The sequence below is a fragment of the Niveispirillum irakense DSM 11586 genome, from assembly GCF_000429645.1.
GTDB classification, from domain to species: domain Bacteria; phylum Pseudomonadota; class Alphaproteobacteria; order Azospirillales; family Azospirillaceae; genus Niveispirillum; species Niveispirillum irakense.
In genome coordinates this window covers 116,800-141,953 of the sequence record NZ_AUCG01000022.1, presented here as the reverse complement: position 1 = coordinate 141,953, position 25,154 = coordinate 116,800, and the positions used below count along the sequence as shown (strand labels likewise).

The following is a 25,154-nucleotide window of genomic DNA, read 5'->3' as shown; positions in this document are numbered from 1 at the left end:
GAACCAGACCGGATGGCCCCAGGGAGAGAATCAATGGAAGTTCGTTTCCCCGACATACCGGCCTATCAGGGCTGGGCTAAGCCGTTGCGGCTGGAATCCACTGTTGACGCGCTGGAACTGATTGAGGGAACGGTGCCGCCCGGCCTGGATGGCACCTGGTACCGTGCCGGCCCGGACCGGCAATATCCGCCCATGCTGGGTACCGACATCTTCATTGATGGGGAGGGCATGGCCCACATGTTCCGCATCAAGGATGGCGCCGTTTCTTACCGCAGCCGCTGGGTCCGCAATGACCGCTATATGGCGCAGGCCAAGGCCGGCCGGTCCTTGTTCGGCCTCTACCGCAACCGCTTCACCGATGATCCGTCGGTGAAGGATGTCAGCGGCGGCACCGCCAACACCAATGTCATCTTCCATAATGGGCGTCTGCTGGTGCTGAAGGAGGACGATCTGCCGTTCGAGGTGGATCGCGACACGCTGGAACCGCTCGGACGTTATGATTATGGCGGCAAGGTCCGGGCCACCTCCCTGACGGCGCACCCGAAATGGTATCCGGATGATGGCCGCCTGCTGACCTATTCCTATCAGGCGCGCGGTGACGGCACGCGGGATATTGTGTTCTACGATATCGACGATCAGGGCCGTATCCTGGATGAGATCTGGTTTGAGATGCCCTATGCGTCCCTGGTCCATGATTTCGCCGTGACGCCAAACTGGGCGATCTTCCCCTTCATGCCGCTGATCACGGATGTGGAAAGCCTGAAGCGGGGCAGCACCTTCTATGAGTGGCATCCCGATGAACAGGTCGTCGTCGCCCTGGTCAAGCGGGGCGGCACGCGCGACGATATCCGCTGGTTCCGGGGCCCCGCCGGTTGCCTCAGCCATATGATGAACGCCTGGGAGGAGGGCGGAACGGTTCATCTCGATGCCTGTTATTATGAGGGCAACTGCTTTCCGTTTTTCCCCACGCCCGAAGGACAGCATGTCGAAGGCTGCCCGCCGTTCCTGTCCCGCCTCAGTTTCGACCTGACGGGGGAGGGTGACAGTTTCCAGCGCCGCCGGATCATCAATACGCCCGGTGAAATGCCGCGCACGGACGACCGCTACCAGGGGCAGGAATGCCGGCACGGGTTCCTGATCGTTGGCCGCGGGGCTGACGGATCATCGGCCATTGGCCGTATCGACCTGCGCACCGGTGAACAGAAACGCTGGCATCCAGGCCCTGGTGCTTCTGTTCACGAACCGCAATTCGTGCCCCGCTATCAAGGCGCGCCAGAGGGGGATGGCTGGCTGCTGGTGATTGTCAACCGGCTGGAAACCAACCTCAGCGAACTGGCGATCCTTGATGCCCAGGATGTGGAAGCCGGGCCGGTTGCCCGCCTCTACATGCCGATGCGGGTACGAACCACTTTCCATGGCACCTGGGTGCCGGGGGAAAGCCTGCGTACCCGCGAGCGTTCCGTTTCCATAGCGGGCTAACCCTGTTTCCCTGAAAGGGCGGCACCCGGTGGGATGCCGCCCTTTTTTGCGTTCAGTACGTCATGCCACGGCCGGGCGGGCAGCCGGTGCACCATCGCGGCGGATGGGTTTCAGCAGCAGGACCAGCAGCGCCACGATGATCGGCGGTACGGCGATCATGGCCAGCGTCACCTCCAGCGTGAAGGAGGAGGCCAGCGCCATCCCGCCAAACAGGGGGGCGACGATGCCACCGATCCGCCCTGCACCGCCGGCCCAACCCACGCCCGTGCTGCGCAGGGCTGTGGGATAGATCTGGGTCAGCAGCATGTTCAGCCCCGCCTGTCCGCCCGACTGGCAGAAGCTCCAGCATATCAGCAGCGCCACGAAGCCAACCGTGCCGAAGGGCACATGGCCCATCAGGATCAGCGTCGCCGCGATCCCGACATAGTAGACGGGGATCAGACGGGTGGGGCCGATGCGGTCCATCAGGAAACCGATGGTCACCGTACCGATCATGCCGCCGATGAAAGCGGTCATGGAGACGATGGCGAAACGCTGGATCGATATGCCGCCCATTTCCTGGAAGAAGGTTGGCAGCCACGCGGCCAGCAGCGCGATATTGCCCATCGACAGCACGCAGGCGGCGAACATGATGGCGCTGGTCCGCGCGCGCCCATCACGGAACACGTCGATGACATGGGCCTTCACCTTCTTCCCGCCGGTTTCCGCCGTCACAAACCGTTCTTCGCCGGTCAGCACCAGGGACCGGTCCATCCACCGGATGGTCCGGGCGATGGCGGGATCAGTGGGGTTGCGCCCGACCCGATAGGTCAGTGATTCCGGCAGGAACAGCGCCAGTACCGGAACCAGGGCCAAAGGCATCAACCCGCCCAGCCAGAAACCGCTCTCCCAGCCATAATGCGGGACCAGAAGGGCAACGGCGGCACCGGCGGCACTGCCGGCGCTGTAGCCCGCAATCCCGATGGCGATGAAAAGCGACCGCCAGCGCTTGGGCGTGAATTCTGCCAGCAGTGCCATGGTGGTCGGCACGACGCTGGCCAGGAACAGACCCGACAGACCGCGCAGGATGCCCACCATCATCAGCGAGGTGGCAAATACCGTTGCCGCCGTCAGCACACCAAAGATGATGAACGCGATCAACAGCATCCGTTTGCGACCGTAATAGTCAGCGAGCGGGCTGATGACGAAAGCGCCGACGGCCAGTCCGATCTGCTGTAGCACGAAGACGATGGTCATGCTGGCCGGCGTGGTGTCGAAAGCCCCGGCAATGGCGGGGGCAATCTTGCCAACCATGAATATGTCGAACCCATCGATGAACATCGCCAGCGTGGCCAGCAGAAGCACAAGGCACTGCGGTAGACCGATCTTGCGCTGGTCGATGAATGTTTGGACATCGAACGCGGACATGCTGCTGCGCTCCCTCCCTCAAGGGTACCGGATCTGTATCCGGCTATGTCATTGTGATTTAAGTCATTGTGACTGATATGCCGGCTTTTGCACGTATGGTGGCCGGGCCACCCGTCGTGCCGGTCTTTGAGGAATCATTATTATCTCGTGTGGCGGTCACATGCCAGCATAATTGGCGATCGTCCCCAAAAGAGCAGCCCGGCGGCTGCCAGAAAGCTGGAATATGCTTGAGTAATCAACTAACAATGAAATCAGGTCAGGCGGCGCTGAGGCGCCATCAGGATGAAAGAAGATATATGAAACGGCAGGCCAGATCGGACACGGGCCCGGCCCGCAGCGAGGTGAAGGCCGAGATGCAGGACGTGGAGAACGCAGCGCCCCCCCGCGCAAAGCTTGAATTGCCGGGCTGGAACGTCCCCCATCTCCAGTTTTCCACCTTTCGCGTCACCTTGATCGCCAAGGTCATTGACCGGCTGACTATCCGCCGGCTGGCGGAGCGGGGGGAACTGACCTATGCGGAATGGCGCATCCTGGCGCGGCTGGGCACCATGCCGGATGGCGGCACGGTAGGGCAGGTCGCTGACTTGGCCTGGGTTGACCGCGCGGAGGTCAGCCGTGCCGCCCGATCCCTGGAAGAGCGTGGATATACAAGGCGCCGGGAGAATCCCAACGACCTGCGCACGCCCATCCTCTATCTGACCAAGGCGGGCATGAAACTCTATAAAGCCACGCTGAAGGAGCGGACGGCTTTCCATGAGTCGCTGCTGGTTGATCTGTCGCCAGAAGAGCGCGTTGTCCTTGATGAGCTTCTCTCCCGTATCGGGGAGCGGCTGGCGCATCTGGTGAAGACGTGAGCGGTTGGGAAAGTAAATTTTAAACTTCATTGATAGTTCAATGTGAAAGTTCATTGAACTATCAATAATTCGATGGTAGCTCTGTCCCTGTTCCGCCCGGCGTCGTCCTGCACGCGCGCGGGCCGTTTCCGGGAGAGAGATCAATGGTCGAGGTCTGCTGGCCGGACGGTGTTCCGGCTTTGATGCCTGCCGAGGATCGCGCCGAAATCACCGAACTGTTCGCACGCTATGCCTGGGGCCTGGATTTGGCCGACGAGGAGCAGGTGCTGGATACCTTTGCCGAGGATGGGGAATTTGACCATCTCTGGCAGGGCAAGGCGCAGGGGCGGGACGCGATCCGCGCCCATCTGCGGGGCCTGTGGTATGATCGGCAGCATTGGTGGTTCGGTCGGCAGCATCTGTTCAACCATTTCATCATGGACCCACGTCCGGAAGGGGCGCGGGTCCGCTGCTTTTTCCAGATTATCCAGTTCAACGCCGATTACGGTACCAATTTCATCTTCGGCATCGGCACGCGCGATGACCGGCTGGTGAAACGTAATGGAAGCTGGAAATTCCATCGCCTGTTCGTCAATGCCTGGACCAAGGCGGATCAGGTCCCCTGGAAGGGGGAACGGACCATGGTGCCGCGCCCCTTCAATACCCCAGCCCCGGTTGATTGCCGGCCCTTCAGCGTGCAGTCGCAGGACCCATGGTGATGGGGGAGAGTGTGCATATCCATGACCGCATCCGGGCCCTGGGCACGGAATTTTCGGTGGCGCAGATCCAGGGTTCCATCGCGTTGTTCGGCCCATTGCAGCCGCCTGTCGATGAGGCGATGGTGCAACGCGACCTGTCCTACGGACCCGATCCCCGTCACCGGCTGGACCTGTTTGGCGCGGCAAGCGTCGCGGCAAAACGGCCGGTTCTGGTCTTCCTGCATGGCGGCGGCTTTATCGGTGGGGACAAGGGTGCACCCGGTGCCCCCTTCTATAACAATATCGGCGCCTGGGCGGCGGCCCAGGGCTGGCTGGGCGTCACCGCCACGTACCGGCTGGCGCCTGCCCATCCCTGGCCGGCGGGGGCAGAGGATGTGGCGCGGCTGGTGGCCTGGCTGAAGCTCGAGGTCGCACAGCATGGCGGTGATCCCGACCGTATCGTGCTGATGGGACAGTCAGCGGGCGCAGCGCATGTCGCGTCCTATGTCGGCGGGCAGGATTTCGCGGGCGGCGCAGCCACGTCCATCGCGGGGGCCATCATGCTGTCGGGCCTCTATGATGTGCCCAGTGCCGCACGCAATCCCTATCAGGATGCCTATTTCGGCACGGACCCGACCCGGTTCGCGGCGCAATCCAGCATCGACGGGCTGGCCGCCACCAGCGTGCCCTGCCTGTTCACCGTTTCGGAGAATGATCCGGCCGATTTCCAGCGCCAGGCGGCCCTGCTGGTCTCACGCCTGGTGGCCGCCAGGGGGAAATGGCCAGATTTCCACTGGCTGGAGGGGCATAACCATATCAGCCCCGTCCACCAGATCCATTCATCCGTCGATGAACTAGGCCCCGTCCTGGCCCGCTTCGTGGCGCGGGTGACGGGGTAGGGCCGCCTTCTCCACCACCCAGCGCGCCAGCTCACCATGGGCGGTCTTTGCCGCTTCCTGCATGTACGCGTCCGTCACGGTCTGCGCCGTCAGTTCAACGCGCAGACCGTTAGGGTCGAAGAAATAAAGGGACTGGATGATGTGATGATCGGTGATGCCGACAACCTCCACCCCCGCCGCCTGCAGGCGGGCCATGGCCTGTTCTACCTCCGCCACTGTGCCGACGCGCAGGGCAATATGGTTGACCCAGGCCGGTGTGTTGGGGGAAGGCGCCGCCGCCACATCATCCCCCAGATCGAAGAAGGCAATGTAGGAACCGTCGCGCATCTGGAAGAAGATATGGACATAGGGGCAATATTCGCCCGTGCTGGGCACATGGTCGCTGCGCACAAGATGCACCAGCGGCAGGCCCAGCAGATCCTCATAAAAATGCCGTGTCTCCTCCGCATCGCGGCAGCGCCAGGCGAAATGGTGAAGACCCTGGATGGGAACGGGGGGCAGCATAGGGTGTCTCCTGTTTCAAAGCCGGTTGCACCAGCCGGCAATATGGTCAGCGACCTGATCCACCAGATGCGGCTGGCCGCTGAGATAATGGTTGCCGCCCTTGATGGCGTGACGCTGTACCCGGCCCTTTGCGGCTTCCGCCCAAGCGGCATTGTCGGACGGGAAAACCGATGGATCAGCCGTATATTCCAGCAGCAGCACCGGCACGCGGGTGCGCGCCAGATTGGCCGGGCCGTCGCCCCGGCTGCTGGGCGACCATTGGCTGAGATAGCCGGTCAGCGACGTGTAGCGGCCCATACTGTTGGCGGCGTAGTTCTGCGCGTGCGGCGGCCCCCAGACCGTCGTGCCGGGGATGCGGTCATTGGGATCGATGGACGGGTCCAGACAGCGCGGATCAGCCAGGGTGCGGTGGATGACGAAGGCCTCATCCCGCATCCCGTCGGCGCGCGCCCGCAATTGGCTCAGCCTGTCTCGCGCCCACGCCTCGATCCCGGCATTGCGGGCGCGCTGCGCGGTCCGGTAGCGCTCCAGAAAGGCGGGACTGTAGGACGGGCCATTGTCCGGGTTGAACATGTCCAGTTGCGCGCAGGTGGGCATCGGATCATGTTCATCCACCACAGCCGGGTCGATCCAGGTTTCCATCAGCCGCGACCGGCCCAGATGGGCAGCGGCCAGGACGATGCCGTCGGCCGGCGGCAGGTCGTCGGGGCGCAAGTCAACCGGGTCGCCCGCCGGCGTGTCGGTGATGGAGAGATTTTCCGCCTGCGCCTGATAAAGCGCGGACAGGGCCGCCCCCCCGGAATTGCCGATCAGCGCCACCCGCTCGAAGCCCTGCCGGCGCAGCCAGGCCACGCCGGCCCCCATATCCTGGATCACCTGTTCCAGCAGCAGCACCGCATCATTGCCCATATAGCGGGAATTCAGCGCCAGGGTGGCAATGCCGCGCGCCGCCAGTGGGGCCAGCAGATAATGGCCCATGAAATTGCTGGTCGGATGCATGATCAGGGCGGCGGTGCGGGCACCCGGCGGGCGGGTGAAGGCGCCATAGATGCGCGGGCGCAGCATCTGCAGCCCCGACTGGCTTTCCATGGCGGCACCGGGCCGCACATCGATAACGACCAGCTCCATATTCATCGTCTCCCCCAATCTCTTGATCAGTTTATGGTTTTAACGCAGCGGGATATCGGGCCATGACCATTCAGGACAGCGTTGCAGACAGGCTCTGCGCCTTGTCCGACGCGGTGGCCGCCATTGGCAGGCCTCGCTTTGATGATGCGTTGCTGGCGGCTGTGGCGCGGCTGATCCCGGTCGATCATTGCACCATCCTCTGCTACTCGCAGGCGGCGGGGCTGAAGCAGGTGGGCGGGTCCAGCCTGCAGGACCGGGCAACGGTTTTGTCGCTGGGACGCGACTATGTCGCTGGCCTGCATGCGTTCGATCCGAATTTCGCGGAACTGTCGCGGATATCCAGCAGCCGGAAGGTGATCTTCCGTCGGCACGATCCGGCCCGTGTCGCCATGCAGGATTACCTGCGCCGTTTTTATACGACCGCCGGCATTGTCGATAAGGTGTCCTATATCTGGCGCACGTCGGACATGGCTTTCTACCTGAACTTCTACCGCTCCCTGCGGGGCGGCACGTTCACGGGCGGGGAGGTGGCGCTTCTGTCCACCATCACGCCCCTGCTGACCAGCATCGTCCGCCAGCATTGTGCCCATTATATCGTACAGTCGGACATCAATGCCGGCCGGACCCTGCCTTTCGTCGAACGGCTGGTGGAACTGGCCGACGAGACGTTGAGCACGCGGGAACTGGCCGTGTGTTGCCGGATCGTGCTGGGCTATCAGACAGATGGCATCGCCGCCGATCTGGGCGTGCGCCCGTCGACGGTGATCACCCTGCGCAAGCGGGCTTACCAGAAGCTGGGCATTTCTGCGCAGTCCGAACTGTTCGCCCTGTGCCTGCGCAACCTGCCGCGCCTGATGCGCACCCCCTGATCCGGCCATGGCATCACCCCCGCAGCAGGGTCCAGAGCGCTTGATCACGCTCTGCGGTCCAGGGGGTCGGATGCTCCCCGCCCTCCAACTGCTCCACCATCCGCGCCACGTCGAAGGGCAGCACATGGGCGAAGACCGGCCAGTCGCCGTAGAGCGGGACCATGGCTTTCTCTGCCGCCAGGAAGCAGGCTTTCAGGTCGGCCCCTTGCGCATGGGCAGTGCCCACCACCGCGCGCAGGGTGGCGAGGAAGCCTTGGGTGGCCTCAATAGCGTCCAAGACTGCTTGGCGGGAGGTGAGGGCGGCCCCCCGGCCCGGCACCATGGTGGTGGCGGGCAGATTACGCATCCGGTCCAGCGTGGCGATCCAGTCGGCGACATAGCCATCGCCGGCATAGACGCCACAGCGATTTTCCACCAGATCGCCGGAGAACAGCACCCCGCAATCCGGTATCCAGCAGACTGTATCCCCTGCCGTATGGCCCCGGCCTAAATGGCGGAAATGCAGGTCGCGGTTGCCCAGACGCAGGGTCAACCCCTGGTCGAAAACCAGATCGGGCCAGGTCAGGCCGGGAATTTCCTCCACACCCCGGAACAGGCGGGGGAAGCGCCGGACTTCGGATTCAAAATCGTCCGGCCCGCGCTCGGTGATCAGGTCCAAGGTCGCCTGACTGGCGATCAGGGCCGCACCGTCAAAGGCCGATGCTCCCATCACCCGCACGGCATGGTAATGGGACAGGAAAACATAGCGCACCGGCTTGTCGGTAACGGTACGGATGGCGGCCAGCATCTCCCGCGCCAAGGCCGGCGTGGCGCGGGTGTCGATGGCTACCACATAATCCGGTCCCACGACGAAGCCGCAATTCGGGTCGAAATCGCTGATATAGCCGTAAACATCCGGGGCCAGTTCGACCAGACGCGGGGTCTGCTGGGCATTGTCCGCGGCAGAGGCGAAAGATTGGGTCATGGCGCATTCCTCTGGGTTGCAGCGCGCAGGCAGGCGGTCAGGATCTGCTGGTCGCCGATCTGATGGGCCAGAAGCAGGATGAGGCGGGCGTTGAGCGCCTGGCTTTCCTCCGTCGACAAACCGGCATGGGCATCAAGCAGGGCTTCATAGAAGCCATCGGGGTCGGTGAGCATGGGCGTTCTTCCCGATCAAACATGGCCGCTGGCGCGGGCCAGGGCGGTACGGACATCCTCAATGCCGGCCTTGGTCAGGCGGGCGGCCATATGCATATCCGGGCGGATCAGCAGCACATCGCCGGGGGACAGGTTCAACGGGGGCAGGGCGGCCTGTATGGTCTGCATCCGCAAGGGCCAGCCTTCGTGAACCAGTGCCCGCAGGTCGGCTCCAAGCCCGTCTTCGGGGCTGCGTGGGCACCAAAGCGCCAGGAAATGCGCGCCCTCTCCCGCCAGCAGATCGCCAAGATGTTGTTCATCCAGGCGCAGGTTAGGCACGGCCATGCCAGCATCGCCGGTGGTCAGCGGGGAGGGCGCATAGCGATGGGGCACGCACATGCGGCCGGTATTCAGCAATTGCCGGGCGAAACCATGATCTGGCGCCAAATCCAGCAGTGCCGTGCGAAACAGCCGTTCCATCGCCGTGCGAGGGGCCATGAACCGGCCGGAACGCCGTGTGACGCGAATGTTCTCCACTGCCGCGGGGTGGCGCTCGGCATGGTAACTGTCCAGTAGGGCGAGCGGCGCCTTGCCGGTCAGCACCAGGGTCAGTTTCCAGGCCAGATTCTCGGCGTCCTGAATACCGCTATTGCCGCCACGCGCGCCAAAAGGGCTTTTCACATGGGCCGCGTCACCGATGAAGAAGACACGGCCACAGCGGAAATCATCCATCAACTGGGTGCGGTAGGAATAGGCGCCAACCCAGACCAGTTCGAACGCCACGTCGGGGCCTAACTGGTCGCGCAGCCGTCTGGCGGCGGTTTCCGGCCGGCTGGCTTCATTCGGATCGGTGTTGGGCAGCATCTGATAGTCGATGCGCCACACGCCATCCGCCATCAGATGCTGCCAGACGCCCCGCCCTTCATTAAAGGGGGCCTCCACCCAGGTCCAGCGCTCAACCGGCAGGTCTTTTTGAAAGCGGACGTCGGAAATGCACCAGCGATCCTCGCCCAACTCCCCCTTTGTCGACAGGCCCAGGGATTGCCGCACGCGGCTGGCATGGCCGGAAGCGTCCACCACCCAATCGGCTTCCAGCAGATAGCTGCCGTCCGGCGTTTCCACCCGCAGGGTTACGAAATCGGTCTCCTGGCGGACATCCACGACGCGGCTGCGCCAGCGCAGATCGGTACGCCCCAGCTCCCGGATACGGTCAACCAGGAACCATTCGATATAAAATTGCTGGATATTGATGAAAGGCGGCTGGGCGGACAGGCTGCCATCCGCCAGGTCAAACCGGTACAGCACGTCATGGCCGCGCAATACCTTGCCCACCGACCATGTGACGCCCTTGTCCCGGATGTGGGGATAGATGCCCAGCCGGTTGAAAATCTCCAGGCTTTTTTGGGCGTAGCAAATGCCCCGGCTGGAAGCGCCGCGCACCCCCACCGTATCATCCTCATCCAGAACGACGCAGGCAATGCCCCGGCTGGCCAGATCACAGGCCAGCGTCAGGCCCGCCAGCCCGGCACCCACAATTGCCACCTTGTGACGATGCGCGGGTTTCCCCGTCATTTCCGGCGGGCGAACATATTCATAAACGGGCAGGTCATAGCCCGCCGGTGACAACCCGGTCACGTTTCCCTCCCCCTTTGTTGGCTTGTCCGGGAACTGCGCCCCGGTTCGATGTGCCAACTATGCGGCAGGGGAAGGGAAAACTCTGTCCCCCGGAAAGGGGACGTCTCAGTCAGCCGGCGGCAGAAGGCTGGCGCCCTGGCGGACCAGCAGGCCGGATGCCGGAACCGATGCCAGATGCATCCAGCAATAAGCGGCGGCCAGCCAGCCGATATCGGCCGGGGTGGCTGGGCCCGGTTCCTGTAAAGCGGCACGCAACAGCAGGGCACCACCCAGGGTGCGGCCCAGCATATCCAGGAACGGCGTAGCGCCGGCAAGACGGTCGTTCAGGCTAGATTCCGCTGTCAGCAGCCAGTCAACAGTTGTCGCCACGCTATCCAGTGCGGCCAGCAGCAGGGGCGCGCAGGCGCGCAGCATCGCATCGCCCGAGTTTGTGACCATCTCCGCATCCGCCCGCATCTCGTCCAGCAGGGACAGCAGGGCGCCCCCGCCGGGCTGGACGATCTTGCGCTGAACAAGGTCGATGGCCTGGATGCCGTTGGTCCCTTCATAAATCGCGGTGATGCGAACATCGCGCAGATATTGCGCTACGCCCGTTTCCTCCACATAGCCGGCCCCGCCATGGACCTGGATACAGGTGGAGGCGACGGCAATGGCCGTATCGCTGCAAAATGCCTTCACGATGGGGGTCAGCAATGACGCGCGTTCCGACGCTGCGTGCCGTGCTGCCGGGTCTTGTGCGCTATGTGCGTGATCAATGGCCACGGCGGCGGCATAGGCGATCATCCGGATGGCCATGGTCCGGGCGCGCATATCCGTCAGCATACGGCGGACATCTGCATGGGCGATGATAGGGGCAGGCGGGGCGCCCCTTTGCGCGCTTCCCTGATGGCGTTGCCTTGCATAGGAAAAGGCGGCCTGTGTCGCTTTCTCTGCCACAGCCACGGCCTGCAGGCCGGTGGCCAGCCGGGCCCGGTTCATCATGGTGAACATGCAGGCAAGCCCCTGATGCTCCCCGCCGATGATCCAGCCGACCGCGCCCCCATCCTCCCCAAATCCCATGGTGCAGGTGGGGGAGGCATGCAGCCCCAGCTTATGCTCAATCCCCAGACACTGCACATCGTTGCGTGGTCCGGGGTTGCCGGTATCATCGGGCAGGTATTTCGGCACCAGGAACAGGGACAGGCCCTTGCTGCCGGGCGGGGCATCGGGCAGCCGGGCCAGCACCAGATGGATGATGTTTGCCGTCAGGTCATGGTCGCCATAGGTGATGAAGATTTTCTGCCCGAACAGGCGGTAGTGCCCTTCGCCCGCCCGTTCCGCGCGGGTACGGATCAGGTTGAGATCGGACCCGGCCATCGGCTCGGTCAGGGCCATGGTGGTCATGCAGGTGCCGGCGACCAGGGGCGGCATCCAGCGTTGCCGCATGTCATCATCGCCATGGACCAGTAGCACCTCCATCGCGCCCTGCGTCAGCACAGGCGCCAGCCCGAAAGCCATACAGGCCGATGTCCACCCTTCCATCAGGGGGGCTGCCACCGTTACCGGCAAGCCCATCCCGCCCCAGGCTTCCGGCACGTCGACATTGTTCCAGCCGCCTTCAACCCATTGGCGGTAGAAGGGGGCGAAGCCCGGTGGCATCGTCACCGCACCATCCGCGTACCGGGCGCCCACCCGGTCCCCTATGGGGTCAAGCGGGGCAAGTTCCGCTTCCGCCAGCCGGGCGGCCGGCGCAATAAGGTCGGCCAGGATCTCCTGGGCATCGGCGGGGGCGCCTGCGACCTGCAGGGCAAACAGCATGTCCTGCTGCGCGATCTGGAAGCCTGTTTTGTCGGTCATGATTACGCCCGTGATCAACACGGGCTCCCCCCTGTTGTTTATCACGCCGGATCGGGACAGCGCTTCCATATCCGGTGGAACACGGCGGCGCGAATGCGGCTGAAGCGACCCTGGTCAATATCGTAAAAGGCGAAACTGTTAATATACATTCTGTCACCCTGGCGCAGGGGACCGGAAGTGAAATCTGGCACATCCGTGACGGCCAGGAATTCAGATTCCAGTTCAGCGGCCAGCATCACGTTGCTGGCAAAACAATCCAGCACCTTGATGGTGCGCCGCGTCACCTGACGCACCCCAGTATAAAAGCGGACAATTTCTCCCCGCCCGCACAAGACCCGCCCATTGCCGATGGTCAGCCTTATATCGTCGGCATAGTAGGAACAGGCGGTTTCAAAATCACCTGCGTTGAACGCGGCGATATAGCGGGCAAAAGCGGCGCTGGCATCCGATGCGAAAGGGGGGATCTGTGTCATGGGGCTGCCTTGTAAGGGGCGGCACGGATGCGGATGAAACAGCCATCGGCGATATCGTACATGACAAAGCCGATGCTGGTGCGCTGTTCCCCCTTTGCAAGCGGGGCACCCGGAAAGTCCGGCACATCCTGCTGCGCCTGTTCCGTCTTCCTGATTTCCGCCGCGATCCGTCCCGGTCGGTCAATATAGCTCACCACTTCCAGTCGCTGCATCACACGGCCCCGCAAACGGCGATGGCTTTCCATCGCCGCCCCAGCCGACTGGCACTCGATCATGCCGTCCGTCAGGTGCAGGTCGGGTGCATAGAAGGCGGCCACAGCTTCCAGATCATCGCGGTTGAGCGCGGCAATATAATCATCAAACCACTGGCGCTGGTTGGACTGAACCATGACCAAAGTTCCCGTACGGGGATCAAAGCACGGCGTAATAGCGGAACAGCGAATGATCGGGTTCATCCTCCGCCGTCAGTTTCGGTCGGCGCTGGCCCACGCCGACAATCACCGTGCGGTTTAGCCATTCATGAGGCCCATCCGGCGCCCGGAAATAGGGGGTGCAGCGGAAATAAGGGGTAAGCTGGGGGTAACCGGGTCGCTGCAGGGGGCCATGCACATAGCCCATGTTGCGGATATAGATCAAGGCACCATCATCGGCCTGGATCATGTAATGGGCGTTCAGTTCCACCACGCCATCGGTACGGATCACCGGCCAGTCAGCACCGCTATGGTCAACCAGCTTGCCATTCAGGCGCGGGCCGCTGACCGTGCATCCTTCCCCGACAGAGGTGTAACCATGGTTGGGACCGCCCTGGTGGATGGCGCCCGTCACCCAGCGGCGGTCGAAATTGATGCGGATATCGAAGACATGCTCATGCCGCAGGGCCAGCGGGTTTTCGGTGGTCATGATATTTATCCTCCCGTCATTCGTTGAGAAATCAATATTATCATCGATGGGCGCTTGCAAGGGGGTGATTTTCAATTATGATGATTAATCAATGAGAGGCGCGCACAGCTAATGCCGACCTGCTGAGGGCTTGCCCCTTGGCAGGTTAGAGGCTGGCGACCGCCAGCCCGGCGCTCGTGCGCCGTGAAGCCAAGCTGCCGGATGGCAGCGCCCGGCGACTGAGGGACAACAAAACCTCCCTTGATCGGTCACGATCAAGGGAGGTTGGTATAAAACCAAAAACAAGGGACGGAGACGGCCATGGCCGGCGCTTTCGAGTTGAAGATGATTGCGGGCCGTGACCCGGCGACAAACCCCTATAAGCCCCCGCTACCGCCAAAGGATTATGCCCGTATCGTGGAAGATGGGCTGGTTTTTGAGCGTAACCTGCCAGTGGTGATGCGTGACGGCGTCACGATCTATGTGGACATCTACCGCCCGGAAGGGGCGGCGGGGGAGCGTGACCTGCCGGTCCTGCTGGGCTGGAGCCCTTATGGCAAGCATGGCAAGGCCGCCAATCTCTGGCCACCGGCCGGTATAGAGGACGGCTGGAACTCTCGCCATACGGCGTTCGAGGCGCCGGACCCGGCCTATTGGTGCCGCCATGGCTATGCCATCTGCTATCCCGACCCGCGCGGCGCCTGGCTCTCCGAAGGTGAGTTGCGGCACAACGGGATTGGCGAAGCGGAAGATTGTTACGATCTGATTGAATGGCTGGGCGTTCAGCCCTGGTGTAATGGCAAGGTCGGCATGACCGGCGTTTCCTATCTGGCCTGCATCCAGTATCTGGTGGCGCCGCTGAAGCCGCCGCATCTAGCCGCGCTGAACCCTTGGGAGGGCTTTTCCGACTGGTACCGGGAGTTCGCCTATCATGGCGGCATCCGGGAGACCAATTTTGTCGACCGCGCGACGATGAGTCTGAACTGGTCTACCACACGCACGGAAGATACGGCCGGCAATGTGCGGGCCCATCCTTTGATTGATGAATATTGGCAAAGCAAGGCTTTGGACCTGGATGCCATTGATCTGCCGACCTTCATCGTCGCCAGTTGGTCCGATCATGGCCTGCACACGCGCGGCACGCTGGAAGCATATAAGCGCATGGTGTCGGACCAGAAATGGCTGCTGGTGCATGGCCAGAAGAAATGGCGGCATTATTACATGCCGGAAAATGTCGCGCTGCAGCGCCAGTTCTTCGACCAGTTCCTGAAGGGACAGGAGACCGGCGTGGCGGACTGGCCGCGCGTGCGCATCCAGGTACGCGAAACCGGCAGCGAGGGAGATTTCCGGGATGAAGCGGCCTGGCCCCTGGCCCGTACCGAATATCAACCGCTCTATCTTGACGCTGCCCAAAGCACGATGAGTGCCATTCCCGTCGCGCAGGCGGCGGAGGCGCGTTACGACGCGCAGACGGGAAGCGCTTCCTTTGACATCGTATTCGATAAGGAAACGGAACTGACAGGCCATTTCAAGCTGCGCCTGTGGGTGCAGGCAGACGGCGCCGATGATATGGATCTGTTCGTCGGGCTGGATAAGCTTGACCGGTCGGGCGACCGCGTCCCCTTCACCTTCTATGCGCTATATGATGATGGGCCGCTGGCCCTGGGCTGGTTGCGGGCCTCACACCGTGCGTTGGACGAGGCGGCATCCACCCCCTGGCAGCCGGTACATCGCCATGACCGGGAAGTGCCGCTGCCCGCTGACGCCCCGGTGCCGGTGGAGATCGAGATCTGGCCGACTTCCGTCCATTTTGCCGCGGGGGAGGGGCTGCGTCTGACCGTGCAGGGGCGCGACATCTACGATCATGACCGCTATGGGCTGGCCTTCGCCCGGCATGAGGATTTACGCAATCGCGGCCAGCATATCGTGAAGACGGGTGGCCCCTATGATTCCCACCTCCTGGTGCCCCTCATTCCACCAGCCTGAATTTCCCGTCGGCATCCAAGAAATTTCCGTTTGATAAGGACCCATCATGTCTGAACCGCATCCCTTTGCCCCGCGTTTTGAATTCGCTTTTTCAATCGGCATCACGCTGACCAAACCCTATTGGCTGCGCCCAACCAATATGGGGGCGACCCGTGCCGCCATCTATGCGGCGGAAGGCACTGTTGAGGGACCGGGTATCAAAGGCCGCGTCGTGCCGATGAGCGGTGGTGACTGGCCGCTGCTGCGCCCGGACGGGGTGATCGATTTCGATGCGCGCTATCTGCTGGAACTGGAGGATGGCACCATCATCTATCTCCAGAACCGGGGCTATCGCTGGGCCTATACGCCGGAGGCGGCGGAGCGGCTGTCGCGGAACGAACCTGTCGACCCATCCGATTATTATATGCGTGTCTCCCCGAAATTCGATGTTCCGGCTGGCCCTTATGACTGGCTGGCCAAGCATGTCTTTGTCGGCGTGGCAGAGAAGACGCCGGGCGCCAACCGGATTCATTACTTCAAGCTTCTGTAAGCGGGAGAGGGTGCAAGGGCGGGCTCTATGGGGCGGTGGGTGCAGGGTGTCTGTCCAAATCTCTGCATCCACCGCCCCATTGATTAATGAGGGGCCGCCGCTTGCTGCGGCATTGTCCAGATCGGCACGCCGGTCATGTCGGGCAGCCGGTGGGCGATGCCCTTGTGACAGTCGATGCAGGTGGCCTGACCGGTGAACAGGAAGCGCTGGTGCGCCTCGGCCCCCCGCGCGCCCTGGCGGGTGATATCCATGCTGTCGGCGCTATGGCAATTACGGCATTCCAGGGAATTGTTGGCCTTCAACCGGGCCCATTCGTGGCTGGCCAGCTCCTTGCGCTTGGCCTCGAATTTCTCCGGCGTGTTCACGGTGCCGAAAATCTTGCCCCAGACCTCTTTGGAGGCCTGCATCTTGCGGGCGATCTTATCGGTCCAGTTATGGGGCACATGGCAATCGGGACAGGTAGCGCGTACCCCGGACCGGTTTGAATAATGGATGGTCTGTTTCAGATCGGCATAGGGATTGTCCTTCATCTCATGGCAGCCAATGCAGAACGCCTCCTTGTTGGTCATTTCCAATGCAGTGTTGAACCCACCCCACCAGAGCACACCAGCCACAAAGCCGCCGATGGTAAGGAAGCCGATCCCCAGATGGCCGGCAGGGCGGTTGAAGACCGTCCAGGCCCATTTGGCCATATCAAGCGCACGGCGGATGATACCCATCATTTACCCCCCTTCGCTGTGGGGTGGGCTTCGCGGATCACGCTATCCACATCGCGGAAGTCATTGGGCACGCGCGGCTGCACATCGGCCTGCGGCACATGGCATTGCAGGCAGAAATAGCGCCGCGCCGACACAGCCCCCAGCACCTGCCCATCCCGATCCTGGAAATGGGTGACGGAGATCATCGGCGCCTGACTGTCGCCGGTAAATTCCCGCGCATGGCAGGTCAGGCACTTATTGGCGCGCAGGTCTAACTGATAGCCCACGATCTGATGCGGGATCACCGGCGGCTGTTCAGGATAATTGCGCTGGCGGCGGCGGTCGTCGGTGGCATCCTTCGGGATGGGCGGTGCTTCCTGCACGGTCAGCCCCTCGGCCCCGGTGAAGGCCGGGCGACCGCTGGCGGTAATGTCGCGGATGGTGGCGCTGGGGGCCGGATCGGTGGCGAAGGCTTTCTGCGCCACCGGCACGCCCAGCACGGGCAAGGCCGCCAGCAGGGAAAGGATCAGGGCGGTACGGAGGTTCTTCATGATCATGCCCCCTGGACCGGCGTGATGCGCACGGCGCATTTCTTGAAGTCGGTCTGTTTGGAGATCGGGTCGGTGGCATCCAGCGTGACGCGGTTGATCAGCACATCGGCATCAAACCAGGGCACGAAGACCAGCCCGCGCGGCGGCTTGTTGCGGCCGCGCGTTTCCACCCGCGCCCGCACCTGACCCCGACGCGAGGCCACCAGCACTTCCTGCCCGCGCCGCACATTCATCGCTTGGGCATCATCGGGATGCATGTAGCAGAGCGCCTGCGGCACGGCGCGGTGCAGTTCCGGCACGCGGCGTGTCATGGAACCGGAGTGCCAATGTTCCAGCACCCGGCCGGTGGACAGCCAGAACGGATAATCCGTGTCCGGGCTTTCGGCCGGCGGTTCATAGGGCAGGGCGAAGATGCGGGCCTTGCCATCCTTATGCCCGTAAAAGCGCATCCCTTCGCCCGCCGGCACATAGGGGTCGCTGCCTTCGCGGAAACGCCAGCGCGTTTCCTGGCCATTCACCACCGGCCAGCGCAGGCCGCGTTCTTCGTGATAGCGCTCATAGGGGGCCAGATCATGGCCATGGCCCCGGCCAAAGCTGGCATATTCCTCAAACAGCCCCTTTTGCAGATAGAAGCCCAGTTCCTTGGACTCGCGGTTTTCATAGGCCGGGTCGCATTCGCTGAGGGGGAACCTGTCCACCTGCCCGTTGCGATAAAGGATATCGAACAGGGTCTTGCCGCGGAATTCCGGGGCCTTGGCCAGCAATTCCTCCGGCCAGACCTCTTCCACCTTGAAGCGTTTGGAGAATTCCACCAACTGCCACAGGTCCGACCGCGCGTCGCCTGGCGCGTTCACCAGCTGGTGCCAGACCTGGGTGCGGCGCTCGGCATTGCCGTAAGCGCCTTCCTTTTCCACCCACATGGCGGCGGGCAGCACCAGATCGGCCGCCATGGTGGTGACGGTGGGGTAAGCGTCTGAGACGACGATGAAATTGTCCGGGTTGCGATAGCCGGGCCAGGTCTCGTTCCCCGTATTGGGGGCCGCCTGCATATTGTTGTTCACCTGCACCCAGTAGCAGTTCAGCTTGCCATCCTTCAGCATCCGGTCCTGCTGCACGGCATGGAAGCCGGGTTTGGCCGGGATGGTGCCTTCCGGCAGCTTCCACAGATGTTCGGCATGGGCGCGGTGTTCGGCATTCGTCACCACCATGTCGGCGGGCAGCCGGTGGGAGAAGGTGCCAACCTCCCGCGCCGTGCCGCAGGCGCTGGGCTGACCGGTGAGCGAGAAGGGGCTGTTGCCGGGCTGGGAGATTTTCCCCGTCAGCAGATGGATATTATAGCAAAGATTATTGGCCCAGACGCCGCGCGTATGCTGGTTGAAGCCCATGGTCCAGAAGCTGGTGACCTTGATCTTCGGGTCGGCGTAAAGCTCCGCCAGCGCCTTCAGCCTAGCTGCTGGCACGCCGGACTGGGCGGCCACCTTCTCCAGCGTATAGGGGGCGACGAAGGCGGCAAATTCCTCAAAACTGATCGGGTCGGACTCATTGGCGTTGCCGGCATTCTTGGCCGCCTTTTCCAGCGGATTGTCGGGCCGCAGCCCATAGCCGATATCGGTGCGGCCCTTCACGAACGTCGTATGCTTATTGACGAAATCCTTGTTCACCCGCCCGGTCTGGATGATGTGGTTGGCGATATAGTTCAGGATGGCCAGATCGGTCTGCGGCGTGAACACCATGGGGATGTCCGCCAACTCAAACGAGCGATGTTCGAAGGTGGACAGCACCGCCACTTTCACATCCGGGTTGGACAGGCGGCGGTCGGTGACGCGGGTCCACAGGACGGGGTGCATCTCCGCCATGTTGCTGCCCCACAGCACAAAGGCGTCGGCGGCTTCGATATCATCGTAACAGCCCATCGGCTCATCAATGCCGAAGGTGCGCATGAAACCGGCCACGGCCGACGCCATGCAGTGCCGGGCATTGGGATCGATATTGTTGGAGCGGAAGCCGGCCTTCATCAGTTTGACGGCGGCATAGCCTTCATGCACCGTCCATTGCCCGGACCCGAACATGCCGATGGCTTCCGGCCCCTTGGCCTTCAGCGTGGCCTTCCATTTCTCGGCCATGATGTCAAAGGCCTGATCCCAGCTGATGGGGGTGAAATCCCCCTCCTTGGCGTACTGGCCGTTCTTCATGCGCAGCATCGGCGTGGTCAGCCGGTCCTGGCCATAGATGATCTTGGACAGGAAATAGCCCTTCACACAGTTCAGGCCCCGGTTCACCTCGGCCTTCTGGTCGCCATGGGTGGCGACGATGCGGCCTTCCTTCACCCCCACCATGACACTGCAACCGGTGCCGCAGAAGCGGCAGGCGGCCTTGGACCATTTCACCTTGGCATCCATGCCGGTGGGTAATTGCGTGGCGCCGGCCTGCAGGGTGACGCCGGCGGTGGCGGCCGCCGTCGCGGCAGCCTGGGCCTTCAGATAATCGCGGCGGGTCAGTGTCATGGCATGGGCTCCGCAAGGCACACCGCTGGTTCGGCGTGGTGATAGACGGGAAGGGCGCTGTAGACGCCCTGAAGGACATTGATGGCATCCAGCAGGTCCGCCGTGGCGCGGGCGCTGGGCTGTTCGATCAGCACGATCAGCCGGCTGGCATCGCCGGCACTGGGCACGATCTCGCCCCCCAGCGCCTGGATGCGGTCGGCGATGCCGGCCAGCGCATCCGGGCGGGCATGGACGATCAGGCTGGAAATGTGGATTTCATCGCTCATGCGCTGTCTCCATAGCGGGGGGCAAGCTGGATGGCGCCGACGGGGCAGGGGCCCAGGCAGTCACCGCAGCCGGTGCAGCGGTCCCCATCCACATCCGCCCGTGCCCGCCCACGCGGCTGCAACAGAAAGCGGATGGCGCCTTCCGGGCAGGCATCGCCGCAGGTCCGGCAATAGGCACCGGTTTCCGCCAGACAATGGGCAGCAATGATAGCGAGCGGCGGGCCGACGGGTAGATCAGCGGGACGGGGGATGGCAGGGTCTGGCCCGCGTCCGAACAGGGCGCGGCGGGATAGCCTTGTTTCCATGACACGTCCCCCGTCACATGCCCGGCGGGCCGGCGAACATCTGGTATATCCAGACAGCGAAGCCATAGGCAGCCACCACCCCGATGGAGAGCACCGGGATCAGACCGAAGGCCAGAAAGGCGAAGGTCAGTAGTTCAAAGCGTTTGCCGTGCCGGGTGGGGGTGGTGTCCATTACGACCTGCCAGATCTATTGTTTGCCCAGAAAACCAATAGCGCGGAGGGTGATAAGCAAGCATTGATCAGGATCAATTCTATGTATAGGCAAAAATATGTAATCAATAACGCTATGTATTTTAAAATACATCGACATTGATTAATTCAATCTCATTAATTGATAATTATCAATTATTCTGTATTATCTATATATCGACCCTTATGGTGGAGCGTCGCTTGGCAGTTTGTGTCGGGTGGTGTTGACGGGCGATAGCCCTATGCCCTACCTATCCGGCGACCTCCTCTGTTCAGATGACGATGATAATGAAACCCGATGATCTGATCCTGGTGCGCAATATTCCCATATTCGCCAAGGTGACTGAGGACCAGTTATCAGGCTTGGTCGCTGGCGGGTCTTTGCAACGCTATCCACGTGGCACCCTGCTGTTCAACGAGGGGGAGCAGGCCGATTTCCTGATGGTGCTGCTGGAAGGCGGGGTGGAGCTGTTTGCCCGCGATCAGGATGGGAACGAGGCGGTGGTGGATATCCTGTTCCCGGTTGACAGTTTTATCCTTGCAGCAGCCCTGACGGGCGCCCCCTATCTGATGTCCGCCCGTACCTTGGTGCCCTCTCGCATATTGTTATTGGAAACCGGCGCCTTTCGCCGGGCGGTGGCGGCCGATCCTGACCTGTCCACCCCGGTGATGGCAGAACTGGCGCAGCATTTCCGCCGGCTGGTCCGTCAGATCAAGGATTTGAAGCTGCGGACGGGTGTACAGCGCCTGGGATGTTATGTGCTGGCTCTGGCGGGCGAGGCTGATGAGGTGACGCTGCCTTTTGACAAGCGCACCCTGGCATCCCGGCTGGGGATGACGGCTGAGAATCTATCACGCGCCTTTTCCGCCCTGCGCGATCATGGGCTGGCAGTACAGGGCGGTCGGCTGATCATTCAGGATCGCGACCGGTTGGTTGCCTTTTCCCGCCCAGCCCCGTTGATTGATGCAGATGAAGGGCCACTCTCCATCATTGCGGAGTGATAAAAAGTTATCGGTCCGCCAGCGACGGAAAGTCTGTTGCCAAAAGGGGGCGGAGCTTGACCTGGATCAACAAGCGAGTGTCCTTTATCTGACACTACTTGACCAATCATCCGTGTTGACCGCACAACGGCGACGCAGTGAGCCTATTCTTGATAGGTTCCCCTGTTTGGTCACGCTATACGAGCCGATTTGGTCGGCATATTCCCTTCTGGTCCGGTTCCTGATGCTGCGCTTTCTTCTATTTGTCATGCTGATACGGGCGATGATCCCTGTGGGGACCATGCCGGACGTATCGACATGGGCGGAAAGCGGGCCCGTGCTGGTCATTTGCAGCGGGGTGGCCAAATCCCCTGACGGCCAGTCTGGTACGGACAGGGACAGGGTGGATCCGTGCCCCTTTGCGCTCGTCTTCAGTCAGATTGTCCCGATACCATCTGCTGATTTTTTGGTCGTCACCCCCGGTCTGGACCAAACAGTTGATCTGCTGGTCGCCAAGCCGTCGCTGACAGCGCGGCCCATTTCGTCGCGGATGCGTCTGGCGCGCGGACCGCCCCTCGGCCAGACGGCCTGAAACCTCTCCATCGCGTTTATCCTCTTCATGCGCCCGGTCAATGCCGGGTTGCGCAGGCGTGCGACTGCGCCTGTTTCCGCCTTGAGTAGTAATCATGAAAAAACTGTCCACCCGCACCTTCCTGCTGGGCTGTGGTTCGCTGTTTGCCCTGTCTCTGGCAGCCTTTGGCGATGCCACCGCGCAGAGTGCTGATTCCAGCTTCACCATTGGTGAGGTTGTGGTCACCGCCCAGCGTATGGTGCGGTCCAGCAGCAATCTTTACAGTTCCGTCGATCTGCTGGGGGCCGACCAGTTGGAGCGGCAGGTTGTCGATAATAGCTGGGAGTTGCTGGGCCGCATGCCCGGCGTGTTGTTGACGGATTTCAACCAGGGCACGTCGTCGGGCAAATTCTCCTTCCGCGGGTTTAATGGGGAAGGGGAGATCAATGCCGTCAAGCTTTTGATCGATGGCATTCCCAGCAATAGCAATGATGGCAATATGCCCTTCATTGATGCCGTCTTCCCGCTTGAACTGGCATCCATTGAAACCGTGCGCGGCACCAATGATCCGCGCTGGGGCCTGAACGCCATCGCCGGCAGTGCCGACATGCGCACCCTGACCGGTGGCAATTACCGTCGCGCCCGCGCCACTGTCGGCAGTTTCGGCACCATCGACCTGCAAAGCGTGGCCGGTTTTGAGGGTGACCGGCTGAGCCAGAACTATATGGCCGCCTTCCGCCATACCGATGGTTACCGCGACCATGGCAAGGCTGAGCGCGGGGCGGCATCAGCGAAATGGTTCTACCGCCTGGGCGATGGCGACAGCCGCATCGGCGCCAGCATCCGCTATGGCCGCCATGATGCGCAGGAGCCGGGCTATCTGACGCGGGCGGACGCGGCCAGCAATCCCTCCCAATCCTACCGCTTCTCCGACAGTGACGAGGGGGAGCGGGAGACGACACAGGCCAGCCTGCATCTGGACCTGGATCTGGGCGACCATCTGGGGGCCACCGCCAAGGCTTACGTCAACCGGCTGAAGGATGAGCGCTGGGTGCAGTTTTCTGCCAATGTCGCCCAGCAGGAGCGGGTGGCCGATGAATGGCAATGGGGTGGCATCGCCGCCCTCCATTATCATCTGCCGGATTTCGGCCTGCACAGCGTGATGCTGGAAGCCGGCGGCGATTTCCAGATTCAGGATAATGAAAGCCTGCGGTTCCAGACGCAGCAGCGCCGGCGGGTGCGCCAGACCCGTGACCAGACATTCGATCTGGATGTCTATGGCGCCTATGTGCAGGCGGTGATCCAGCCCACCGACTATCTGACCATCGTGCCAGCCTATCGGGTGGACAAGGTGGAAGGCGATTTCCATGACGGGCTGACCGGGCGCGATTACAGCATCAATGATTATGGCAACATCAAGCAGCCGAAAATCAGCGCCGCCCTGGCGGCCGGCGGCGGGGTGACGCTTTATGCCAATTGGGGCCGCACCTTCCAGATTGGCGCCGGATCGGGTGCCTATAAAATCCCGCCGCGCGTGACCGATCTGGCGCCTTCCACCAATGAAGGTTGGGAAACAGGGGTGAAATATGCCCCAGCCCGCTGGCTGGAAAGCCGGCTGGCCTATTGGGAGCAGACGGCGACGGGGGAGGTGAAGCGCAAGCTGAACGACCCGCTGGGCGATTTCGACAATCTGGGCGGCACCAAGCGGGAAGGGGTGGATGCCCAGGTCAATCTCCGCCCGCTGGGCTGGCTGGAAGTCTGGATGGCCATGGCCTGGCAGCGGGCGGTGATCGAAACGCCGGACCCGGCCAACCCCGCCAGCCGGGGCAAGCGCATCGACCATATCCCGGCGCGCCTGTTCTCCGGTGGGATTGATGTGCAGGCGGCAGACGATATCACCCTGTCCCTCTCCGCCAATGGCCAGAGCCGTTATTATCTGGAACAGACCAACAGCACCGGCAAATTCGGGGATTATGTGCTGCTGGCCGCTGAAATCACCTATCGTCTCAATGACAATGTCGATCTGTCCTTGCAGGTCAAGAACCTGACCGACACGGATTATGAATATGTCTGGTGGGATGGGGCGCAGAGCCTGCATTCGCCGGGCGATGGCCGCGCCGTCTATGGCACGGTGAACCTGCGCTTCTGATTATGGGCCGGTATTGACCCGACGCAATGTTGCGGCGGGTTGATGCTGTCATGGTTGCAGTCTCGCAGTTGGGTAAAGCCGGTTGCCTTCGATCCAGGAAGCTTGAGACATGAACCTCCCCCGTATCGGTATCCTCACCATCTCCGACCGAGCCAGCCAGGGCATCTATGAGGATAAGGGAGGGCCTGCGGTGGAGGCGAGCTTGCGGGCCATTCTGGCAACACCGTTCGAGGCGCTGCGGCGCTGCGTCCCGGATGATCGCCCGATGATCGAGGCGGCTTTGGCCGCATTGTGTGATGATGGCTGCTGTCTTGTCGTCACCACCGGCGGCACCGGCCCGGCCCCGCGCGATGTAACGCCGGAGGCCACGGAAACAGTATGCGACCGGATGTTGCCAGGTTTTGGGGAATTGATGCGGATGGAAAGCCTGAAACAGGTGCCAACCGCCATCCTGTCACGCCAGACAGCCGGCCTGCGCGGTCGGTCGCTGATCGTCAATCTTCCCGGTAAACCATCGGCCATCGACCTGTGCCTGAAGGCGGTGTTTCCGGCCATCCCCTATTGCCTGGACCTGATCGGGGCGGCGAGGTTGGAAACCAATTCCGCAATCTGTCGGGCCTTTCGACCGGGATAAGGCGATATAGGTGGGTCAAGGCCCCGGCTTTCTAC

The 25,154-nt window shown here is 62.3% G+C and carries 26 protein-coding genes; 10 read left to right on the top strand and 16 right to left on the bottom strand.

Going from position 1 to position 25,154, the window contains the following annotated elements:
- Window positions 1-33 precede the first annotated feature (33 nt).
- Complete coding sequence (locus G473_RS0111275) at window positions 34-1,479, top strand: carotenoid oxygenase family protein (RefSeq protein WP_029013181.1); 1,446 nt, start codon at window positions 34-36, stop codon at window positions 1,477-1,479.
- Window positions 1,480-1,539: 60 nt separating this feature from the next.
- On the opposite strand, the gene G473_RS0111270 is transcribed toward G473_RS0111275, so the two are convergent.
- Window positions 1,540-2,886 (bottom strand): MFS transporter, encoded by a 1,347-nt coding sequence (locus tag G473_RS0111270; protein WP_029013180.1) that lies wholly within the window; start codon window positions 2,884-2,886, stop codon window positions 1,540-1,542.
- Between the two features lie 296 nt (window positions 2,887-3,182).
- Between G473_RS0111270 and G473_RS29235 the strand changes: the two genes are divergently transcribed.
- The 3 genes from G473_RS29235 (at window position 3,183) to G473_RS26445 (ending at window position 5,316) form a co-directional block, all read left to right on the top strand.
- Window positions 3,183-3,740, top strand: a complete 558-nt coding sequence (locus tag G473_RS29235; RefSeq protein WP_051330165.1) for a MarR family winged helix-turn-helix transcriptional regulator — start codon at window positions 3,183-3,185, stop codon at window positions 3,738-3,740.
- Between the two features lie 143 nt (window positions 3,741-3,883).
- Complete coding sequence (locus tag G473_RS0111260; RefSeq protein ID WP_029013179.1) at window positions 3,884-4,438, top strand: nuclear transport factor 2 family protein; 555 nt, start codon at window positions 3,884-3,886, stop codon at window positions 4,436-4,438.
- Window positions 4,438-5,316: an alpha/beta hydrolase gene (locus G473_RS26445; protein ID WP_210163293.1), complete on the top strand. Its 879-nt coding sequence runs from the start codon at window positions 4,438-4,440 to the stop codon at window positions 5,314-5,316. The genes G473_RS0111260 and G473_RS26445 overlap by 1 nt, the downstream gene beginning before the upstream one ends.
- Here the strand turns inward: G473_RS26445 and G473_RS26440 are convergent.
- Window positions 5,272-5,820: a VOC family protein gene (locus G473_RS26440; protein ID WP_051330164.1), complete on the bottom strand. Its 549-nt coding sequence runs from the start codon at window positions 5,818-5,820 to the stop codon at window positions 5,272-5,274. The two genes, G473_RS26445 and G473_RS26440, sit on opposite strands and share 45 nt — an antisense overlap.
- Before the next feature lie 15 nt (window positions 5,821-5,835).
- On the bottom strand, window positions 5,836-6,954 hold the full coding sequence (locus G473_RS0111245; RefSeq protein ID WP_035706734.1) for an alpha/beta hydrolase: 1,119 nt from the start codon (window positions 6,952-6,954) through the stop codon (window positions 5,836-5,838).
- Between the two features lie 56 nt (window positions 6,955-7,010).
- Between G473_RS0111245 and G473_RS0111240 the strand changes: the two genes are divergently transcribed.
- Window positions 7,011-7,817, top strand: a complete 807-nt coding sequence (locus G473_RS0111240; RefSeq protein ID WP_029013177.1) for a helix-turn-helix transcriptional regulator — start codon at window positions 7,011-7,013, stop codon at window positions 7,815-7,817.
- A gap of 13 nt (window positions 7,818-7,830) precedes the next feature.
- Here G473_RS0111240 and G473_RS0111235 read toward each other — a convergent pair whose 3' ends face one another.
- The 7 genes from G473_RS0111235 to G473_RS26430 all read right to left on the bottom strand — a co-directional run bounded on the left by G473_RS0111235 (window position 7,831) and on the right by G473_RS26430 (window position 13,777).
- Window positions 7,831-8,781, bottom strand: coding sequence for an MBL fold metallo-hydrolase (locus G473_RS0111235; RefSeq protein ID WP_029013176.1), 951 nt, complete (start codon window positions 8,779-8,781; stop codon window positions 7,831-7,833).
- A complete protein-coding gene (locus G473_RS29900) occupies window positions 8,778-8,954 on the bottom strand; it encodes a DUF2783 domain-containing protein (RefSeq protein WP_084437977.1) in 177 nt (58 codons plus the stop codon). Before G473_RS29900 ends, G473_RS0111235 begins: the two co-directional genes overlap by 4 nt.
- A 15-nt stretch (window positions 8,955-8,969) precedes the next feature.
- The gene (locus tag G473_RS0111225; RefSeq protein ID WP_029013175.1) at window positions 8,970-10,568 is read right to left on the bottom strand and encodes an FAD-dependent oxidoreductase; all 1,599 of its coding nucleotides are present in this window, start codon (window positions 10,566-10,568) and stop codon (window positions 8,970-8,972) included.
- 105 nt (window positions 10,569-10,673) lie between these two features.
- Window positions 10,674-12,404, bottom strand: a complete 1,731-nt coding sequence (locus G473_RS26435) for an acyl-CoA dehydrogenase family protein (RefSeq protein WP_084438045.1) — start codon at window positions 12,402-12,404, stop codon at window positions 10,674-10,676.
- Window positions 12,405-12,445: 41 nt separating this feature from the next.
- On the bottom strand, window positions 12,446-12,877 hold the full coding sequence (locus G473_RS0111215) for a nuclear transport factor 2 family protein (protein WP_029013174.1): 432 nt from the start codon (window positions 12,875-12,877) through the stop codon (window positions 12,446-12,448).
- The gene (locus G473_RS0111210) at window positions 12,874-13,266 is read right to left on the bottom strand and encodes a nuclear transport factor 2 family protein (RefSeq protein ID WP_029013173.1); all 393 of its coding nucleotides are present in this window, start codon (window positions 13,264-13,266) and stop codon (window positions 12,874-12,876) included. Before G473_RS0111210 ends, G473_RS0111215 begins: the two co-directional genes overlap by 4 nt.
- A 22-nt stretch (window positions 13,267-13,288) precedes the next feature.
- Window positions 13,289-13,777 carry a DUF3237 domain-containing protein gene (locus G473_RS26430; protein WP_051330162.1) on the bottom strand — a complete coding sequence of 163 codons (489 nt, stop codon included), beginning with the start codon at window positions 13,775-13,777 and terminating at the stop codon, window positions 13,289-13,291.
- A gap of 300 nt (window positions 13,778-14,077) precedes the next feature.
- Here G473_RS26430 and G473_RS26425 point away from each other — a divergent pair, with 300 nt between their 5' ends.
- Window positions 14,078-15,742, top strand: coding sequence for a CocE/NonD family hydrolase (locus tag G473_RS26425; RefSeq protein WP_051330161.1), 1,665 nt, complete (start codon window positions 14,078-14,080; stop codon window positions 15,740-15,742).
- A 46-nt stretch (window positions 15,743-15,788) separates the two neighbouring features.
- Window positions 15,789-16,271 (top strand): DUF3237 family protein, encoded by a 483-nt coding sequence (locus G473_RS0111195; RefSeq protein WP_029013172.1) that lies wholly within the window; start codon window positions 15,789-15,791, stop codon window positions 16,269-16,271.
- Between the two features lie 83 nt (window positions 16,272-16,354).
- Here the strand turns inward: G473_RS0111195 and G473_RS0111190 are convergent, their stop codons facing one another.
- From G473_RS0111190 to napE, 6 genes are read right to left on the bottom strand one after another with little or no spacing between them, the layout of a single operon-like run.
- Window positions 16,355-16,990 (bottom strand): NapC/NirT family cytochrome c, encoded by a 636-nt coding sequence (locus G473_RS0111190; protein ID WP_029013171.1) that lies wholly within the window; start codon window positions 16,988-16,990, stop codon window positions 16,355-16,357.
- Window positions 16,990-17,520: a nitrate reductase cytochrome c-type subunit gene (locus G473_RS0111185; protein WP_029013170.1), complete on the bottom strand. Its 531-nt coding sequence runs from the start codon at window positions 17,518-17,520 to the stop codon at window positions 16,990-16,992. The genes G473_RS0111190 and G473_RS0111185 overlap by 1 nt, the downstream gene beginning before the upstream one ends.
- A 2-nt stretch (window positions 17,521-17,522) precedes the next feature.
- Complete coding sequence (gene napA, locus G473_RS0111180) at window positions 17,523-20,024, bottom strand: nitrate reductase catalytic subunit NapA (RefSeq protein ID WP_029013169.1); 2,502 nt, start codon at window positions 20,022-20,024, stop codon at window positions 17,523-17,525.
- The gene (locus G473_RS0111175; RefSeq protein ID WP_029013168.1) at window positions 20,021-20,290 is read right to left on the bottom strand and encodes a chaperone NapD; all 270 of its coding nucleotides are present in this window, start codon (window positions 20,288-20,290) and stop codon (window positions 20,021-20,023) included. The genes napA and G473_RS0111175 overlap by 4 nt, the downstream gene beginning before the upstream one ends.
- On the bottom strand, window positions 20,287-20,595 hold the full coding sequence (locus G473_RS26420) for a 4Fe-4S dicluster domain-containing protein (RefSeq protein WP_051330160.1): 309 nt from the start codon (window positions 20,593-20,595) through the stop codon (window positions 20,287-20,289). The genes G473_RS0111175 and G473_RS26420 overlap by 4 nt, the downstream gene beginning before the upstream one ends.
- A 13-nt stretch (window positions 20,596-20,608) precedes the next feature.
- The gene (gene napE / locus G473_RS29895; protein WP_084437974.1) at window positions 20,609-20,767 is read right to left on the bottom strand and encodes a periplasmic nitrate reductase, NapE protein; all 159 of its coding nucleotides are present in this window, start codon (window positions 20,765-20,767) and stop codon (window positions 20,609-20,611) included.
- A 305-nt stretch (window positions 20,768-21,072) separates the two neighbouring features.
- On the opposite strand from napE, the gene G473_RS0111160 reads away from it, so the two are divergent.
- The 3 genes from G473_RS0111160 to mog all read left to right on the top strand — a co-directional run bounded on the left by G473_RS0111160 (window position 21,073) and on the right by mog (window position 25,119).
- Window positions 21,073-21,786, top strand: coding sequence for a cyclic nucleotide-binding domain-containing protein (locus G473_RS0111160; RefSeq protein ID WP_029013167.1), 714 nt, complete (start codon window positions 21,073-21,075; stop codon window positions 21,784-21,786).
- A 665-nt stretch (window positions 21,787-22,451) separates the two neighbouring features.
- On the top strand, window positions 22,452-24,485 hold the full coding sequence (locus G473_RS0111150; protein WP_210163292.1) for a TonB-dependent receptor: 2,034 nt from the start codon (window positions 22,452-22,454) through the stop codon (window positions 24,483-24,485).
- 109 nt (window positions 24,486-24,594) lie between these two features.
- Window positions 24,595-25,119: a molybdopterin adenylyltransferase gene (gene mog / locus G473_RS0111145; RefSeq protein WP_029013164.1), complete on the top strand. Its 525-nt coding sequence runs from the start codon at window positions 24,595-24,597 to the stop codon at window positions 25,117-25,119.
- Window positions 25,120-25,154: the final 35 nt, after the last annotated feature.